The following is a 19,363-nucleotide window of genomic DNA, read 5'->3' as shown; positions in this document are numbered from 1 at the left end:
AAAAACCGATCAAAAGAAAGAACAGCATGTCGCAACAAATTCGCCTCTATTATACTGCTTCTAAAAATGAAGCAGAACGGTTCTATACCCTTATAGAAACAGCCTTTGACGAAGAAGGGTATCCTCTTGCTCTTATAGAGATAGATGAACAAAATGCTGTATATGAGCTTTCTCTATATGTCGATCAAGACAATCAAGAGAACGCATTGAAACGTTTTGCTCAAATCCTTTCTATAGATTTTGATAAAATTAATATGGAAGTTTTACCCAACATTGATTGGGTACAAAAAAGCCTAGAAGGACTAAAACCTGTGCAAGCCGGTCCTTTTTTCCTTCATGGAAGTCACAACCGAAACGCCATTCCAGCAAATGTTCTCCCTATTGAAATTGAAGCTAATCAAGCTTTTGGCACCGGACATCATGGAACAACAGCCGGTTGTTTAGAAATGATTGCCAAAGTCATGAAACACGAAAATCCCAAAAATGCCCTTGATCTTGGTACTGGGAGCGGTGTACTAGCCATTGGCATAGCAATGCTCAAACCAATTACTGTTCTTGCATCCGATATTGACCCAATTGCTGTTCAAGTTGCACAACACAATATCGAATTCAATGGTGTCAAGGAATATATTACAGCTATTACAGCAACAGATTTTGCCCATGATGCAATTGCATCACGAACCCCTTTTGATCTCATCGTTGCCAATATCCTTGCTAATCCGCTTATTGAACTTGCGCAAGAAGTGGTAAAGGCACTTCAAAAAGGGGGATCACTTATACTCTCTGGAATTCTTGAAGAACAACATGCCCATGTTTTGGAGACTTATATAAAACAAGGAATGAAGCATATCGAAACATACCACCGGCAAGGATGGGTTACGATACATCTGAAATAAAAGAAAATAAAAGAAAAGGACGTCGTTATGTATCAATCTTTTGAGGCGACAACAAATCCTGCTTATGCAGCAGAACGCATTTCTTGCCTTCGTAAAGAACTCGATCACCTTGGACTCGATGGTTTTCTTGTTCCGCGGTGCGATGAGCATCAAGGAGAATATGTCCCCCCTCATGCTCAACGCCTTAGCTGGTTAACCGGCTTTACTGGATCAGCTGGGATTGCACTGATTTTAAAAAACAAAGCCATCATATTTACAGATGGGCGATATAAGCTCCAAGTTCGCCAACAAACTGATCCTGATATTTTTAATTATGAAGATCTCATAACTTGTCCTCCCTCACAATGGCTTGAAAAAAATGGTCAAAAACTTTCTATTGGCTTTGATCCATGGCTCCACACGATTGCTGCCACCGATGCATTGAGAAACGCATTAGAAATGAAAGCAGGTGGAAAACTTGTAGAAGTTCAACATAATCCCATTGATTTGCTCTGGCATAATCAACCAAAGTTACCACAATCTGCCTTATCAATTCACCCTCTCAAATATGCTGGGTGCGATACAGATGAAAAACTCGCTTTGATTTACAAAGATATACAGCAAACTCATGCAAATGCTTTTATTTTTACAGACCCCTCTTCCATTGCATGGACATTCAATATACGGGGCAATGATGTTTCCAACACGCCTTTTTCCCTTTGTTTTGCTCTCATTCCACTTAACGAAACACCAGCCTTATTCATTGACAGCAAAAAACTTGGTGTAGAACAGAAACAATATCTGGAACGTTATGCAAAATTATATGAACCAGAACAGCTTATTCCCAAGATCAAAGAGTATGTTCAAAAAGGGACCGTGTTTGCCTTAGATCCACAGCTAACATGCGAAAAATTACGAACTGTTATTGAAGAAAAAAATAGCTCTTTTATCACACTTACCGATCCTGCTGCTCTACCACGTGCCATTAAAAATGACACAGAACTCAATGGCGCACGCAAAGCGCATCTACGCGATGGTGTTGCCCTAACCCGTTTTTTTTCTTGGTTAGATAAACAAATACCAGGGTCAATAAGTGAAATTTCTGCTGCTCAAAAATTAGAAGAATTTCGCATAAATACAGCAAACGAAATGGGAGAAAAACTTAAAGATCTTTCTTTTGATACAATTTCAGCAGCAGGAGAAAATGGCGCCATTATTCATTATCGTGTAACGACACAAACAAATAAACAACTCAATGCTGGTGAACTTTATCTTGTTGATTCAGGTGGCCAATATCGTGATGGAACGACAGATGTCACACGTACAGTAGCAATTGGGAATATTGGAGAAGAAGAAAAACGCTGTTTCACTCTTGTTCTCAAGGGCATGATTACTCTTTCAACTGCTTGCTTTCCCAAAAGAACCCGTGGACAAGACATTGATATTCTAGCACGCATTGCATTGTGGAAAGCTGGTTTTGATTATGCCCATGGCACCGGTCATGGTGTTGGATCTTATCTTTCTGTCCATGAAGGACCGCAAAATATTTCTCGCAAAGGGTGCCAAGAACTCATCTCCGGTATGATTCTTTCAAACGAGCCAGGCTATTACCGCGAAGGCGCTTTTGGTATCCGTCTTGAAAATTTGATGATAGTAAAGCCAGCACAAAAAATTGATGGTGGAGATATAGAAATGCTCTCGTTTGAGACACTCACACATTGCCCCATTGATCGACGGTTAATCCTTCCAGAGCTTTTGACACAAGAAGAACGGCAATGGCTCAATGATTACCATGCGCGCGTTTATCAGATGAATGCACCTTACTTAAATGAAGAAGATAAAAAATGGGCAAAAGAAGCAACAATGCCCCTTTAAATGAAGCAACACAAATATCTTTCAACGATTCTTACAAAAACACCACACACTTCTCTTTTAAAAAGAGAAGTGTGTATTTACCATCAGCAAACACAAAAAATGCTTCTATGAAATACAACAAAAGCTCTTCCCAAATTGAAACAGAACAGGATACACTTGCAAAAGATAATGCTTATCAACTATCCTCCACCATTTCCACATGAGTTATAGCCTTATTCTGCTATATAGAAATTTTCATTATATTTTGTAATCCTCCGCGTCGCATTTCTAAAACGCTTATTATAACCAACTTATTACGCCGTTTAGATTCAAAAATTCTGCATATTTATTTACAATTTTTACCTTGCTTCACAATGATAATTTATAAATTTTACTAATAATAACCTTGTATATTCTTCATCATAATAGTTTAAGTTTAATATTTAAGTTCAACGTTAATTATTTTAATAACTTAATAAATATCAAAATATATGGCGCTCTATTTTTGCAAAAAACAGCTCCTATTATCCCCTTTTTGATTTCATCCCCCAAAAAAATGTAAGAAAGATAATCATATCAACAGTATACGATCTTCTGGAAAACACCCTTTAAACATTATGTTTCTCAATCAGCTGTAGCCAAACCTCTTCATCGATAACCTCAACACCTAATTCTTCAGCTTTAGCCAATTTGGAGCCCGCTCCAAGTCCTGCAACAAGAAGATCTGTTTTTTTAGAAAGTGAACCAGATGTTTTAGCCCCTAATCGCTCTGCCAATGCTTTTGCTTCATCGCGTGACATATGCGACAAAGTTCCTGTAAAAACAATGATCTTCTCCGCTATTGGTGAAGAATCTGCTATGATAGGCTCTTCATCAAGAGGTGTTACTTCTTCAAGCAAAACAGATAAAATCTCACGGTTATGCGCTTCTTGATAAAAATCAACAATTGCGCTCCCTACCTGTGGTCCAATTCCTTCGATATTGGTAAGCTCCATCCAAGCCTCATTTCCTTCTTCATTTTTCTTATCACATGGCATAAGTGCTTCCATAGCCGCGGTCTCAAAAGCTGTATAATTTTTATAAGCACGTGCAAGGCGGCGTGCATTCACTTCGCCAACATGACGAATCCCTAATGCAAACAAAAAACGGCTCAAAGGAATTTCTCGGCGCGCATTAATGGCATCATACAATTTCCGCACTGAAACAGTACCAAAACCTTCCATATTTTCCAAACGTATCAAAGATTTTTCTTGGCGCCGTTGTAACGTAAAAATATCGGCTGGTGTATGAATACAAAGCGCTTCATCTTGAACATGGAAAAAGAACTCCACTTGTTTTTTACCCAAGCCCTCAATATCAAAAGCATTGCGTGAAACAAAATGACGAATACGTTCAATCGCTTGTGCCGGACAAATAAGCCCCCCTGTACAGCGACGCACGGCTTCTCCCACTTCACGAACAGCATGACTCCCACAAGCTGGGCACAAATGAGGAAAAATAAAAACAGCAGCATCTTTCGGGCGTTTTTCAATGATAACATCAATAACTTGAGGGATCACATCACCAGCACGTTGTACAATCACGCTATCGCCTACACGGATATCACGTCCTTCACGAATGGGCTCTCCTTTATGACCAATTCCCTTAATATAATCCTCATTATGCAAACTAGCATTGGTCACCACCACTCCACCAACAGTAATAGGCGTAAGACGTGCAACAGGTGTCAAAGCTCCCGTGCGACCAACTTGAATGTCAATATCTTCCAAAAGCGCTATCGCTTTTTCTGCTGGAAATTTATGGGCGATAGCCCAACGCGGCGAACGAGAAACAAACCCCAAACGCTTTTGGAGCATCAAATCATTAACCTTATAAACAATGCCATCAATATCATAGCTTAAAGAATGACGGCATTCTTCGATATCGTGATAATACGAAATAATTTCTTTTACTGTCTTAAAGACTTTTGTTAATGGATTGATAACAAAGCCATATTCTTTTAGCTTTTTCATCATCTCCATTTGACTTTCTGCCAATATTTCACTCACCTCACCACAAGCATAAGCAAAAAATTGAAGTTTTCTGCTAGCGGTTATCCGTGAATCAAGCTGACGGAGTGAACCAGCCGCCGCATTTCGAGGATTGGCAAAGGTTAACTTGCCCTTCTCTTGTTGGCTGATATTCAGTGCTTGGAAATCTTCCCGCCCCATATAAACTTCACCGCGAACCTCAATGATATCAGGAAAATCACTTTGTAAAACTTGTGGAATATCAGCAATTGTTCGGGCATTTGCCGTCACATTTTCACCGACAGTTCCATCCCCACGCGTTGCCGCACGCACAAGCCGCCCCTTTTCGTAGCGTAAAGACAAAGATAAACCATCAATTTTTGGCTCCGCTGTTATTTCCAACACTTGTGTTTCTGGAAGCCGTAAAAAACGACGAATACGCTCAACAAATTCACTAACATCTTCAGAGCTAAACGCATTATCAAGTGAAAGCATAGGCTGTGCATGAACAGATTTTTCAAACTTTTCAGAAATTGGTGCCCCAATTTTATGTGAAGGAGAATCAATACGTATAAGCTCTGGAAAAAGAGCTTCAATTTCTGCATTACGGCGGCGCAAAGCATCATATTCTGCATCAGAAATTTCAGGCTGATCATCACGATTATAAAGCACATCATGACGTGCAATTTCTTTTGCCAACCACTCTAATTCACGTTCTGCTTCAACAGCTGTGAGATTTTTATCTGCATCTTTGTTCATAAAATCTATTCCAAATTACAAGCACTGCCACAAGGATTTCCACACGCATCCTCATCAAGTGAATCTCAATAAATTCAAGCTTTCCAGTATTTTTATCGCTGACTAATTACCTTTATGCTAGAAGCTTTTGAGCCGCTGCACGCGCTTCTTCAGTAATCTGTTCTCCAGCCAACATACGGGCAATTTCTTCTGCACGCTCATGCTCTTCCATTTTATGAATCGCAGTAACAAAGCGTCCTTTATCATGACTCTCAATTTTTGAAATAAGAAAATGACCATGCGCTTTCGATGCAACCTGTGGAGCATGCGTAATAGCGAAAACTTGGACATGTTCTGATAAGCGTTGCAACCGTTGCCCAATAGCCGCTGCAACAGCCCCCCCAACGCCTGTATCAATTTCATCAAAAATCAGCGTCGGTGCTGATCCTCGATCAGATAAAACAACTTTTAATGCCAGCAAAAAACGAGATAATTCACCGCCAGAAGCCACACTAAGCATGGGACCGGCCCGTGAGCCAGGATTTGTTCGCACCCAATATTCAACACGATCACATCCCTCTGCACTCCGCTTTTCCGTATCACTTTGCATTTCAACAATAAATTCAGCCCTCTCTAATTTCAATGCCGGTAGCTCAGTCATCACGCTTTCAGACAAGTTCTTTGCAACCTCTTGACGTTTTATTGACAACGCTTGCGCTAACATATCATATTTTTTTTGTGCTTGTCTTGCCTCATCTTCAAAGCGTGTCAATATAGTCTGAGCCTCTTCAAAATCAGCGAGTTCTGCATCCATTTTATCGCGTAACTGAATCAATTCATCCGCTGAAACTTGATATTTACGAGCAAAACCCCGAAGAGAAAAAAGACGCTCTTCTATCCGTTCCAATTCATCAGGTTCAAAATCTAATGCTCGTATTGCCGTCTCAATACCTTCTTGTGCTGTTGCAAGTGCATGCAATGCCTCATCAATAGATTTCACCACTGGTACAATAAGTTCTTGCGCCTCAGGAATTTTCCGCTCCAAACGCCTCACCAAATTAGAAAGTACTGGGATTGGTGATTTTTGACCCGTTAAAAGATCATCCGCTTCTTTAATATCTGTCGCTATTTTTTCTAATTTAAGCATATCAGCACGACGAAGAGAAAGAGCTTCCTCTTCACCAACTTTAAAATCAAGCTTTTCAAGCTCTTCTACACACGCACGAAGATAATCAACCTCACGTACGGCACTCTCTACTTTAAGACGCTGCCGTTGCAAACGCTCCTCAAATTCACGCCATGAGTGATAACACTGACGCAAATTTTCCACTTCATCTTCAAGACCACCAAAGGCATCTAATAATTGGCGATGTGTAGCAACATCAACAAGCGCACGATCATCATGTTGTCCATGGATTTCAACCAGCAAACGGCCAACACTCCGCATCAATGCAACACTAGACACCTGATCATTGATAAAAACACGGCTACGTCCATCACTTGATTGCACACGTCGTAAAATAATATCACCCTCATCATCAAGACCATTCTCACGAATAAGTTGACGTGCAGGATGTGAAACAGACACATCAAAAACAGCTGTGACCTGCCCGCGGTCAGCACCATGACGCACAAGCGAAGCATCACCCCGCCCCCCTAGAGCAAGTGATAAAGCATCAAGGAGAATAGACTTCCCCGCACCTGTTTCTCCAGTTAAAACCGTCAACCCCGCCGTAAAATAAATATCAAGCGTTTCGATCAAAACAATATTATGAATCGAAAGCTGTACCAACATAGAGAATCAACGTACCCTCTTCTTATCACCACCTAAAGCATTTGAGATCCAAGAAGATTTATGCTCACGTGGCGATATTTTATTCTTCTGCAAGAGATTATAAGAAAATTTATACCACTCACTTTTGGGATAATTACGTCCTAAAATAGCTGCTGCCGTCTGTGCTTCCGCCGTTAAGCCGAGAGCAAGATTAACCTCAGTCAAGCGGAAAAGCGCTTCTTCAATTTGATTTGTATCAGAATACTCTTCAACCACGGTACGAAACCGTCTACTTGCCGCAAGGTAACGCCGCCCCTCTTCATAATAACGGCCAATCTGCATTTCTTTACCAGCCAGCTGTTCGCGACCAAAACGGATTTTATCCTTAGCATCCTTGACATACTCAGAATTAGGATAACGCTCTATAAGAAGCTGCATAGCAGCAATAGCACGTTTCGTATCACGTTGATCACGTGTAACATCAGGAATCCGACGGAAAGAAGAAAGACCAATAATATAATACGCATAAGCCGAGTCAGTCGACCCTGGATAAAGAGTAATATAGCGTTGAGCCATACTAATTGAATCATCATACTTTCCGAGTCGATAATTAGTAAAAGCACCCATGACCAAAGATTTACGCCCCCAGTCTGTATAAGCGTACTGTTTTTCAATCTTCAAAAACTTCTTCGATGCATCCCCAAGCCGCCCACTTTCAAGGCTAGCAAGCGCCTGATTATAGAGAACATCTGGTGGCTCTATTTTCAAAACATAAGCAGATGGATCAAGGGTATTTTTCTCTTTAAAGAGACATCCCGCTAACATACAGGTGCTTCCTAAAAGTACCACCCCCAATATCTTGCGTACAATGTTAGATTTTCTATATGTCATATTTCCAATGCACACATGAGATTTTTTCATAGTTTTTCCGGCCTCCAGAGAATATCACCTTGTAGCAAAAACAATTTATTAAAGTTTTTATACCATATCACTTTAAAATCCACATAACCAATTTAGCAGTTTAGGTCAATCATCCCCTTAAAAATCAAATAAACGATAAAAAAATCTTGTCAATTTTCTTTTACTCTTTCTCTAAAAAGCTTTTTTGGTAATATGATTCGTCTGCCAAAACAGCTTTCACCAATTGCGCATTAATTCTATGCCCACTACAATAAGAACGAAATAATCCAATAAAAGGTGCTCCCAGCAAAGCAGTATCACCAATCGCATCAAGCATCTTGTGCCGAACACATTCATTCTCCCAATGAGGACCATCGGGATTTAAAATTTTATCATTAAGGTCGATAACAAGAGAATTTTCCAAAGAAGCACCTCTCGCCTTTCCAGAAAGCCTTAATTCTTCCACGTCTTTGATAAAACCAAAAGTGCGCGCACGTGACAAATCATCCCTAAACCCTCGTGTGGTAAGATCAAAACTGAAATGTTGCTTACCAATAGCAGAAGAAGGAAAAGAGATCGTTATATCAAAACGACGTCCATCGAATGGCAAAAGCTCTGCAACACCATGAGATCCTTCAACTCGCACCGGCTTTTTTATAATGAAATAAGAACGCAACGCATTTTGCTGTACAATACCAACATCTTCAAAAGCTTGGCAATATAGCCACGCTGAACCATCCAAAATAGGAATCTCATTATGTGACACTTCAATAACAAGATTATCCAAATTATAAGCAGCAATTGCTGCCATCAAATGTTCAATTGTTTCAACCCTTACATCTCCATCTCCAAGTACTGTTGATAATTCAGTTTCTCCTGTTTGCGATGCATGAGCTTGAAATATTTTCTCTGTTCCGTCTAATCCACAACGCTTAAAAACAATACCACACCCAACATCCGCTGGACAAACCTTTACCACTGACAAACAGCCACTGTGAACGCCAATCCCCTTAAATGTTACTGCTTTTTTAAGAGTAGACTGATATTTTGGTACTAAATTCATCATAATCATTTTATTAAATTGCTTGTACATCTTTTAACAAAATTTATAAAATTATAAAGAATATTCATAGTAAATAATAAAAAAAAACCGCTTATAATAAGCGGTTTTTTTTAAAACAAAGTATTTTATCAAAAAAACAGCAATATATTTTACTGTATAATTTTTGACTGATCATTAAAGAAATAATAATTTTTCTTACTTTATCTCACTTTTCATCAATTAATTTGCCTGACGACGTAAAAATGCTGGTATTTCCAACTGATCTTCTTCACTTATAAAAGTACGTTGATCTTGTGGCACCTGAGGGTGCAGCTCACCAGAACGACGTGGAACATACACAGAAGCATCTTGAGAAAGCGCCTGAGAATTTTTATTGTAAACATGAGACTCTTTCTGCTGAGATGATCTAACAGCAGGCTCCAGCCTCGCTTCTGGCTCAGCTTCTTCACGATGTGTCAAGCTCTGTTTCAAACGCTGCCAAAGATTACGAGGACCTTGATCAGTCACAAATGTTCTTTGACTTTGTCCATGAGCAACAGGAGGAAAATCCTTTAACTCAGGCATACGCATTGGAGCGCGCGCTTGCATTTGTTTTGGTTGCACTGGCTTTTCTTTTTGCTTCACAACCCCTGTCATCTCATCAAGAACATGTGCTGTTGCCTCCATACTCACAGGAGCCGTCATCGCCTGTTGAGAACCACGGCTTACTTGCATACGAGGCACATTGGATCTCTGTTCCTGAACAGCATTTGAACCATACGCAACAGCATTCGTGGCACTTCGTGTCGTCATTGATTCTGCAGGTTGTGCAAAAATTTGACTTTTGGGACGGAACTGTTCTCCGGTTGATTTACCCTTCTCTATTTCAAGTGATTCGATTACTTCTACCATTGACTCAGAACGCAGAGGCGATGACTGAACATGAAAAGAACTGTGTGACGTTCCAGGATCGCTCTTGCGTATTGAAGAAGCAGGTCTTTGAATCTGAGGATGAGAGGACTGAACAACATCACTAACTTCACGATCAATACCGGTGGCAACCACAGAAACACGAATAACACCTTCCAATGACTCATCATCAATAGCGCCAAAGATCACATTCGCATCAGCATCCACTTCTTCACGAATACGATTAGCAGCTTCATCAACCTCAAAGAGAGTCATATCACGACCACCCGTAATAGAAATCAATAAACCACGCGCCCCACGCATAGAGGTATCATCCAACAGTGGGTTTGCAATAGCAGCTTCAGCCGCAGCCAAAGCACGCCCATCACCAGATGCCTCACCCGTTCCCATCATGGCTCGCCCCATTTCGTGCATAACAGAACGAACATCAGCAAAATCAAGGTTAATTAAACCCTCTTTAATCATCAAATCCGTAATGGAAGCAACACCAGAATAAAGCACTTGGTCAGCCATAGCAAAAGCATCAGCAAACGTTGTCTTATCATTTGCAATACGGAAAAGATTTTGATTGGGTATAACAATCAATGTATCGACAGACTTTTGTAATTCTTCAATACCAGCCTCTGCCGTTTTCATACGACGTGCGCCTTCAAACTGAAACGGCTTTGTCACAACACCAACAGTCAAAATACCTTTTTCACGCGCTGCGCGAGCAACAACGGGAGCAGCTCCTGTTCCAGTTCCTCCCCCCATACCAGCAGTAATGAAAACCATATGAGAGTCTGCAAGATGATCAATAATTTCATCAATACATTCCTCTGCTGCCGCTTGTCCAACTTCCGGCAAAGCTCCAGCACCCAAACCTTCTGTCACAGCTGCCCCAAGTTGGATAACACGTTCAGCCTTTGACATAGCCAAAGCCTGTGCATCCGTATTTGCAACAACAAAGTCAACTCCCTGAAGACCAGCATTTATCATATTATTCACGGCATTCCCGCCACCACCTCCAACACCAAAAACGGTAATGCGTGGCTTCAATTCCGCGATATCTGGCCGATGCAGATTAATCGTCATTTTCTTTTCCTTCTCATAAGACACCGCAAGCCAAAGCGATGAAATTTATCCAACTAGACTTAACTAAAAACTCTCACGCAACCACTCACCAACACGCTGAAAATACCCACGCGTGCCCATCGATAAATGATTTCCTGCCGCCTGCATTGTTTTTTCTTCAAAACCCACCAATTGCGGATAAATTAACAACCCAACAGCAGATGTAAACGCCGCCCCTTTTGCAAGAGAAGGAAGCCTCGAAATACCTAAAGGCCGCCCGATACGAACATTTCTTCCTAATATAGTACGTGCCATTTCTGGCAATCCTGTTAACTGGCTTGCTCCCCCCGTCAAAATAACACGTTTACCAATGATGTGACCAAAACCAGAACGATTTAAACAATCACGGACCATTTCTAAAATTTCTTCAACACGCGCACGAATGATACGCCCAAGAACCGCGCGAGGATATTGAGTTTCACGCTGTTCACTCCCAATTTCTGCTACATTAATCATTTGCCGCTCATCAGCACTTGTTAAAAGTGCTGAACCATAAACAACTTTTAAACGTTCCGCCTCTGTTAAAGACATAGAAAATCCGCGCGCAACATCAAGAGTGACATGATGCCCCCCAACAGCAAGAGCATCCGCATGAATAAATTTTCCTTCAAAAAACACTGAAAATGTTGTTGTTCCACCACCAAAATCAATACATGCAGCCCCTAAATGCGCCTCATCATTCATCAAGACAGCAAGACCACTTGCAAAGGGAGTAGCAACCATTGCTTCAACACTCAAATGTGCACGATTAATACAAGTTTCTAAATTACGCAAAGAGGCTGTTTCTGCTGTTACCACATGCACGTCAACACCAAATGTTTCCCCTGCCATGCCAATAGGATCAAAAATTCCTTTATCTCCATCCAATACATAAGAAACTGGAACTGAGTGCATAACATGACGTTCAGCATCAAAGGCTTTACGCGAAACATCTGAAAAGGCCATACGCATATCACGCTTGGTGACTTCACGACCATTCAAATGGACCTTTCCATTAATCAAAGCACTTTGTAATCGACTTGAGGAAAAATTCACAATCACTGAATCCACCACCAAACCCGCCATTTTTTCTGCCGCATCAACAGCCAATCTTATTGATTGTTCTGCTGCAAACATATCCATGACAACACCGGATTTAATACCACGTGAACGCTGCACTCCAAAGCCTAGAATTTCCGTAGAATGTGTACGACCATGTAAATAGTGTGCATGCTTCAAAGGACGCAAACAAGCAATAAGACAAACAATCTTACTTGAACCGACATCAAGTACCGTTAAAAAACGTGTTTTACGCCCCTTCAAATGATGTGATCTGAGTAGCATCATAGGCTTCCTGCCTTTCGCGCTTTTAAAATACGTTCTTCTTCTGCTACAGTAGCATGATAACGCTCCAACGTTTCATCTGATAAAGAAACAGTAATTCGATCAGCAAGACGTAAATCAACACTGAGAATATCGCGAGATAAAAGATCTTGCATTGTACCGGACGAAAAAAGAGAAGAAAGCCTTTCAAGAGCACCATTTTCAGGCAACATAACGCGCATTCCATTATTCAAAACAAGATCCCAACGTCGATCACCTACCCGCACAAAAGCACGAATACGATCATATACTTCCGGATAGACTGACAGCGCTTGAATAAACACTTTAGCAGCATTTTGTGCCCCCTGCCCAACCACAAGAGGTAAATCCCGAACAATTTCCCCTTTAAAAGGCACAATGACACGACCTGTATGATCAACAATATCCATTATGCCATCATGTTGCCAAATGGCATAGGGTTCACGCTCCACGATGGAAATGCGCATTTTATTAGGATAAATTTTCTGAACATTAGCCGATTGCACCCAAGCCTGTTTTTCCAAAAGAGAACGCGCTCTTTCAACATCAAAAGTGAATATAGAAGGCGCAACATCAAGTTTTAAAATTTTAAAAATATCCTGCTTTGCCAAGCGCTTATTACCGCTTATATCAACATGAGTGACCACAAAACTACTATCCAATATGATCGTGTTTACGATCACAGTCATCTGACCACTTGATGAAAGTCCATAAAAAGCCGTAACAAAGAAAAACCATACAACAGCAAAAGAGCCAAAATGGCGTGGAATGTGAATATTAACAAAAACAAACTCAAACATAAACCGAAGAAAACGACGATAAAGACGTGGCAAAGCCGGCACTGAAAGCACCTCCATCGGAACATTTGTTTTACTAACATTCAACGCATACATGATGCGTCCTCCACCATCCATTGAACAATATCGCCGTAAGTACGGCCGCTCGCTTTTGCAATATCAGGAAGAAGAGACGTCGATGTCATACCGGGTTGCGTATTAATTTCAAGCCAAACCAACTCTCCCGTTTTTTCATCAAAACGAAAATCAGAACGGCTAACACCTCGACACCCTATCGCCTGATGGGCTGCTAAAGACATTCTTTGCACACTTTGGTAAATATTTAGTGAAAGTTGTGCAGGACAAATGTGAAGAGAACCACCCGTTTTATATTTTGAGTCATAATCGTAGAATGGAAAGTTTTTATCGGGAAGAATTTCACACACATCCAGCACTTCATTCCCCAAAACAGCACAAGTCAATTCACGACCAGGAATATATTTTTCAATCATCACCTCATCGGCATATCCCCACTCAGCTCCCCCAATATTATGCGGCGGTACAGCTTCATTTCCTTGGACAATGACAACACCAAAACTTGATCCTTCACACACAGGTTTAATTACATAAGGAGGCTCCATGGGATGCGTTCGACCCAAAGCAAAGCGGCTCATGATACGAGAAGGAGCAACACAAACCCCAACATTTGCAACGATAATTTTTGCACGTCCCTTATCCATTGCCAAAGCAGATGCCATCACGCCAGAATGAGTATAAGGAATTTTTAAATATTCAAGAATCCCCTGAATCCGGCCATCTTCACCAAATGGACCATGCAATGCATTGAAGGCAATATCGGGCTGCAACTGTTCAAGAACAGAAGCAATACGAGCATCAACATCCACGCGGCTCACGCGATACCCCTGTACCTCTAGAACATCAGCACAAGCCGCCCCTGAAGATAAACTTACAGACCGCTCAGAAGAAAAACCTCCCATTAACACAGCTATATGTTTATCTTTCATAATAAATCACCCTCTTTCGCATACTATATGTAGTCTATATAGAATACATCAGCACCATATACAGGAAAAACAAAGTTTATCCTTGCGAATCAATAACCTAGCATTTTGCATAATGAATCAGACTCAAAAGCCTGATGCAAGAGATTCTTTGTTAATTTATTGATTCTTAATAGAAATTTTTTATTATCTCTTTGAAATGACTCAATTTTTTATTTTCACTTTTTTAGTGAACAATAAATCAATGAAATGGATCAAAAGGAGAAACACTTCGACCACGCTCAAATTGACCAATACGCTCTATTTCCCATTGTAAAAGGTGGGCTGAATTTGCAAAAACACGTGCACGCACTGTTTCTCCCAATGCTTCAAGATCATATCCTGTTGCTTGCCCTGTATTAATCATAAAATTACAGTGCATTTCACTCATTTGAGCGCCACCAATCCGTAAACCACGACACCCTGCTTCATCAATCACGCGCCACGCAGATCCATTCCCAGGATTTTTGAAAGTTGACCCCCCTGTTTTTTCACGAATAGGTTGCACTGTTTCTCTGTGGAGGGCAACTTCATCCATAGCAGCACGAATATCATCTTTATTGCCGAGTTTTCCTTCCAATAAAGCAGCCGTAAAAATAAAATCTTTAGGAACATCACAATGGCGATAGGAATAATGCATATCTTTCACACTCAAGATATGACGTTGCCCTTTACGATCCAGCGCATAGACCTCGACAACACGCGCTGCGGTTTCAACACCATTCGCACCAGCGTTCATTTTGAGAGCTCCTCCAAGACCTCCAGGAATACCATGATAAAAATGAAAACCTGCAATCTCAGCTTCTAAAGCGGCAGCAGCTAAATGTTTATCCGCCGCACCAGCACCAACTAAAAAGCCTTTTGGAGAAACCTGCTTCACTTGCCCAAAACTTTTTGGCGAAAGACGAATCACAACACCAGGAACCCCCCCATCACGCACCAGAAGATTAGAACCGATACCGACAATTGTTACAGGAACAAATTCAGGCAAATTTTGAAGAAAGAGAGCCAAATCTTCTTCATCAACAGGCTGATAAAAAAGCTCTGCCAATCCGCCAGTGCGAAACCACGTTACCTTACGCATCTCAACATTAGGTGTAAGTTTTCCTCTCACGCCACCCAACAATGGTTGCAATTGCGCCAATAGCGCCTCACCATCAATGTGCTGAAAATTTATCATGACCATCCAATACCGCTAACTGATGAGGCAACGCACAAGCCCATTGTGTGATATTGCCAGCACCAAGAAAAACAACATAATCCTCTGCCTGAGCAAATTTTGAGACAAGAGACACAACATCTTCCAAACCATGTATCAAGCGCACATCACGATGACCCGCCATTTTAATATGCTCTACCAATTCTTGAGAACCAAATCCTACAATAGGCTCTTCACCAGCCGCATAAACGGGCGTAATCAACACTGTATCTGCATCATTAAAACAAGCAGCAAAATCATCAAATAAATGATACAAACGTGAATACCGATGGGGTTGTGCAATCGCAATAACACGCCCTTTTGCACTCTCACGTGCAGCACGCAAAACAGCTTTTATTTCGACAGGATGATGTCCATAATCATCAAATATTTCAATGCCACGCCAACTTCCTGTTCGCGTAAAACGCCGTTTTACTCCGCCAAATTCTGCTAAGCCCCTTTTTATAGCTTCATTTGAAATGCCAAGTTCATGCGCAATAGCAATTGCCGCCGTTGCATTGGCAACATTATGCTGCCCTGCCATAGGCAAAAGCATATTTTTCAACTCAATCTTTCTTCCTGTTTTGCGTGAGCGAACAAGAACATCAAAATGCGTTTTTTGACCATCCATCGAAAGATTAAGAAAACGAACATCTGCTTGTGGATTTGCACCATAAGTGATCACCCAACGATCATCAATACGGCCCGCCAATGACTGAACCTCTGGATGATCAAGGCACAAAACAGCAAAACCATAAAAAGGAACATTTTCTACGAATTGCCGAAAAGCCTCACGCACAGCATCAAAACTTCCATAATGATCCAAATGCTCAGCGTCAATATTAGTAATAACAGCAATATCAGCAGGCAGCTTTAAAAATGTACCATCACTTTCATCAGCTTCAACAATCATCCAATCGCCATCTCCTGTACGAGAATTCGTACCATAAGCATTAATAATACCGCCATTAATCACCACTGGATCAAAATGACCAGCATCAAGAAGGGCTGCAACCATTGATGTGGTTGTTGTTTTACCATGTGTACCACCCACCGCAATTGCACGCCGAAACCGCATCAGCTCCGCCAGCATTTCTGCACGTCTAACAAGCGGTAAATGTCTTTCCTTTGCAGCAATATACTCAGGATTTGTTTTTTTAACGGCAGTAGAAAAAACAACAACCTCTGCATTCCCTAAGTTTTCAGCACAATGACCTATATGAACGTTAATTCCCTTTTTCCGCAAACGTTCAACATTTGCACTTTCAACTTGATCTGACCCTTGAACTTTATAGCCAAGATTATAAAAAACCTCCGCAATTCCACTCATACCGATCCCCCCGATTCCGATAAAATGGATAACGCCTATATCAAGTGGCATTTTCATTAAAAAGCTCCTCTTTTATATCTGACAACAATCGCCCTGCAATTAAGGATTCAGCCATATCAGCAAGGCAACGGGTTGCATGAGGTTGCCCAACTTGTTTTGCAGCAAGCGCTTGTTTTTCCAATAAATGGGGTGCACAACAAGCGTGCATTAAAAGAGAAAAAAGCTTTTGTGCATTCAAATCTTTTTCTGATACAATTTGCGCACCACCTACACGAGCAAGCAGAGCTGCATTGGCAGCCTGATCGTGATCTAAAGCATGGGGATAGGGAACAAGCAAAGCAGGTCTACCAATCACCGCTATCTCACAAACGGACGAAGCCCCAGCGCGCGACAAAATAAAATGAGCATGTGCCATACGTTCAGCCATATCATCAAAAAAAGGAGCAACCTCTGCTTGTACGCCCATATCACGATAGATTTTGATCAACCCTCCTGCTTCACCGCGGACTTGCTGTACAATTCGTAAACGTTTACGGTTCTTATCATCGAATAAAGCAATCGCTTCTGGAACAATATGTGAAAAAGCAGAAGCCCCTTGGCTACCTCCAAAAATCAAAAAATTAAATGGCTTTTCCCCCTCTGAAGAATGATAAGGAATTTTGGCCGCCTTCAACACAGCCTCACGGACAGGATTCCCCGTCAAAAGTATTTTATGAGCATAAGCGCCATTTGGCGACAACAAACCACCAGCGATTGCACGCACAAAAATTGCCAACACCCGATTGGCACGCCCCATAACAGCATTTTGTTCATGAATAAATGTCACACGCCTCGTTAAAGCCGCAATAAAAAGAGGAGGAAAGCTCGGATACCCCCCAAATCCTCCAACAAGAACAGGACGTAATTTATAAAACAACGCCAACGATTGCCCCATTCCCCTTAGCAAAGACCAAAACGTCTTTATCAGAGCAAAAGGATGACGTCGTATAAACGTTGCCGATGAAACGATATGAATATGCTCTTCATCAAAGCACCGAACAAAAGGTCGTGCTCTTTCATCTGTTATTAAATGAACATCATATCCACGCTTCCTTAATTCAACAGAAAGGGCTTCAGCAGGAAAAAGATGTCCACCTGTACCACCAGCCACCAAAACAATAACTTTTTTATCATTCATAAGGGGTATCCAAGACAGAAGAGGAAGAAAAAGCTGAAAGGCGTGCTTCTGGCCAACGACGTGTTAAACTAAGCAAAATGCCCATTGAAAACGCAATCGCCACCATCGAAGAACCACCGTAAGAAATAAAAGGCAATGTCATGCCTTTTGGAGGAATTAAGTGAAGATTAACGGCCATATTAATAGCTGATTGAAAGCCAATCATCATTGCTATGCCAGTAATACCAAGACGTATAAAGGAATCACGTGTATTCATGGCTATATACAATGAACGCATAACGATAAAGCCAAACAGCATCATAATTAATAAACAAAGAATAATACCATATTCTTCAGCAGCAACGGAAAATACAAAATCTGTATGGCTATCAGGAATGATACGTTTTACTGTTCCCTCCCCAGGACCTTGCCCAAACCAACCACCATTCAAAATAGCCTCACGTCCTACATCCACTTGAAAAGTATCTCCTTCACCTGTCAAAAAACCATTGATCCGCTCGCGCACATGATGCAGAAAAAAATAAGCTAAAATAATTCCTACAACGCCTAAAATGAGAAAGAGAAAAATAATAGTAAGAGGTACACCAGCAATAAAAAACAGCCCCCCCCATGTTGCACTTATTAAAACTGTTTGTCCAATATCAGGCTGCAAAACCAGAAGCACACAACAAATGCCATAAAGTACAATCGCTAACGTATAACCTAGAATTCCCCTCTTGCGTATCTGTTCCGAAAAAAGCCAAGCGGACATAACCACAAAAGCTGGCTTCATAAACTCTGAAGCCTGTACAGAAAAACCAAATAGCTGAATCCATCGCCGTGCTCCCTTTAACTCTGGACCAAAAAATAAGGTTGCAACCATAAGAGCAAGCGTTACAATGAGCAAAAGAGCACATAAACGACGAATATTAGAAAGCGAAAAAAAAGAAATGGTAACCATCGTAAAAAATGCTAAAATGCTGAAAATAATATGCCACCGAACAAAATAAAAACTATCAGCAATTCCGATTTTTTTTGTAATAATGGGGCTGGCAGCAAAAGACAGCATAATGCCAATTCCCATTAAAATTAAACAAGCTGCAAAGATAGAGCGATCAATCGTCCACCACCAATTAGCAATTGGATCTCTATCTGCACGCGTCACCATGATATCCACACCTTATCCATTTTATAAATTGTCTCAAAGTGATATGGTTTCCCAGCCTGTTTAACAAACACTTTAAAAACTAAATTACACAAAAAAAG

At 41.0% G+C, this 19,363-nt stretch carries 14 protein-coding genes; 2 read left to right on the top strand and 12 right to left on the bottom strand.

The window, feature by feature from the left end; all coding sequences use genetic code 11:
* The first annotated feature begins 26 nt into the window (after positions 1-26).
* Both ACFIKN_RS07925 and ACFIKN_RS07920 read left to right on the top strand, forming a co-directional pair.
* Entirely contained in the window at positions 27-896 is an 870-nt protein-coding gene (locus ACFIKN_RS07925) for a 50S ribosomal protein L11 methyltransferase (RefSeq protein ID WP_375658195.1), read from the top strand.
* A gap of 27 nt (positions 897-923) precedes the next feature.
* The gene (locus tag ACFIKN_RS07920; RefSeq protein ID WP_375658194.1) at positions 924-2,750 is read left to right on the top strand and encodes an aminopeptidase P family protein; all 1,827 of its coding nucleotides are present in this window, start codon (positions 924-926) and stop codon (positions 2,748-2,750) included.
* Positions 2,751-3,337: 587 nt separating this feature from the next.
* On the opposite strand, the gene ligA is transcribed toward ACFIKN_RS07920, so the two are convergent.
* From ligA to ACFIKN_RS07860, 12 genes are all read right to left on the bottom strand, one after another.
* Positions 3,338-5,497, bottom strand: coding sequence for an NAD-dependent DNA ligase LigA (gene ligA / locus ACFIKN_RS07915; protein ID WP_375658193.1), 2,160 nt, complete (start codon positions 5,495-5,497; stop codon positions 3,338-3,340).
* 112 nt (positions 5,498-5,609) lie between these two features.
* Positions 5,610-7,271, bottom strand: a complete 1,662-nt coding sequence (gene recN, locus ACFIKN_RS07910; RefSeq protein ID WP_375658192.1) for a DNA repair protein RecN — start codon at positions 7,269-7,271, stop codon at positions 5,610-5,612.
* 6 nt (positions 7,272-7,277) lie between these two features.
* On the bottom strand, positions 7,278-8,171 hold the full coding sequence (locus ACFIKN_RS07905; RefSeq protein ID WP_375612003.1) for an outer membrane protein assembly factor BamD: 894 nt from the start codon (positions 8,169-8,171) through the stop codon (positions 7,278-7,280).
* 160 nt (positions 8,172-8,331) lie between these two features.
* Complete coding sequence (gene lpxC, locus ACFIKN_RS07900) at positions 8,332-9,216, bottom strand: UDP-3-O-acyl-N-acetylglucosamine deacetylase (protein WP_375658212.1); 885 nt, start codon at positions 9,214-9,216, stop codon at positions 8,332-8,334.
* A gap of 216 nt (positions 9,217-9,432) precedes the next feature.
* On the bottom strand, positions 9,433-11,196 hold the full coding sequence (gene ftsZ / locus ACFIKN_RS07895) for a cell division protein FtsZ (protein ID WP_375658191.1): 1,764 nt from the start codon (positions 11,194-11,196) through the stop codon (positions 9,433-9,435).
* A 63-nt stretch (positions 11,197-11,259) separates the two neighbouring features.
* Positions 11,260-12,561 carry a cell division protein FtsA gene (ftsA, locus tag ACFIKN_RS07890; RefSeq protein WP_273790775.1) on the bottom strand — a complete coding sequence of 434 codons (1,302 nt, stop codon included), beginning with the start codon at positions 12,559-12,561 and terminating at the stop codon, positions 11,260-11,262.
* Complete coding sequence (locus ACFIKN_RS07885; protein WP_375631205.1) at positions 12,558-13,469, bottom strand: cell division protein FtsQ/DivIB; 912 nt, start codon at positions 13,467-13,469, stop codon at positions 12,558-12,560. The genes ftsA and ACFIKN_RS07885 overlap by 4 nt, the downstream gene beginning before the upstream one ends.
* A complete protein-coding gene (locus tag ACFIKN_RS07880; RefSeq protein ID WP_273790777.1) occupies positions 13,457-14,377 on the bottom strand; it encodes a D-alanine--D-alanine ligase in 921 nt (306 codons plus the stop codon). The genes ACFIKN_RS07885 and ACFIKN_RS07880 overlap by 13 nt, the downstream gene beginning before the upstream one ends.
* A gap of 238 nt (positions 14,378-14,615) precedes the next feature.
* The gene (gene murB / locus ACFIKN_RS07875) at positions 14,616-15,593 is read right to left on the bottom strand and encodes a UDP-N-acetylmuramate dehydrogenase (protein WP_273790778.1); all 978 of its coding nucleotides are present in this window, start codon (positions 15,591-15,593) and stop codon (positions 14,616-14,618) included.
* Positions 15,571-16,998: a UDP-N-acetylmuramate--L-alanine ligase gene (gene murC, locus ACFIKN_RS07870; protein WP_273790779.1), complete on the bottom strand. Its 1,428-nt coding sequence runs from the start codon at positions 16,996-16,998 to the stop codon at positions 15,571-15,573. The genes murB and murC overlap by 23 nt, the downstream gene beginning before the upstream one ends.
* Positions 16,982-18,118: a UDP-N-acetylglucosamine--N-acetylmuramyl-(pentapeptide) pyrophosphoryl-undecaprenol N-acetylglucosamine transferase gene (locus ACFIKN_RS07865; RefSeq protein WP_375654487.1), complete on the bottom strand. Its 1,137-nt coding sequence runs from the start codon at positions 18,116-18,118 to the stop codon at positions 16,982-16,984. The genes murC and ACFIKN_RS07865 overlap by 17 nt, the downstream gene beginning before the upstream one ends.
* A complete protein-coding gene (locus ACFIKN_RS07860) occupies positions 18,111-19,265 on the bottom strand; it encodes an FtsW/RodA/SpoVE family cell cycle protein (RefSeq protein ID WP_273790781.1) in 1,155 nt (384 codons plus the stop codon). Before ACFIKN_RS07860 ends, ACFIKN_RS07865 begins: the two co-directional genes overlap by 8 nt.
* Positions 19,266-19,363 lie beyond the last annotated feature (98 nt).

Source organism: Bartonella sp. CL436QHHD, from assembly GCF_042195105.1.
GTDB lineage: Bacteria > Pseudomonadota > Alphaproteobacteria > Rhizobiales > Rhizobiaceae > Bartonella.
The sequence above is the reverse complement of the archived record's forward strand: the minus strand, read 5'-3'. Positions and strand labels throughout refer to the sequence as shown.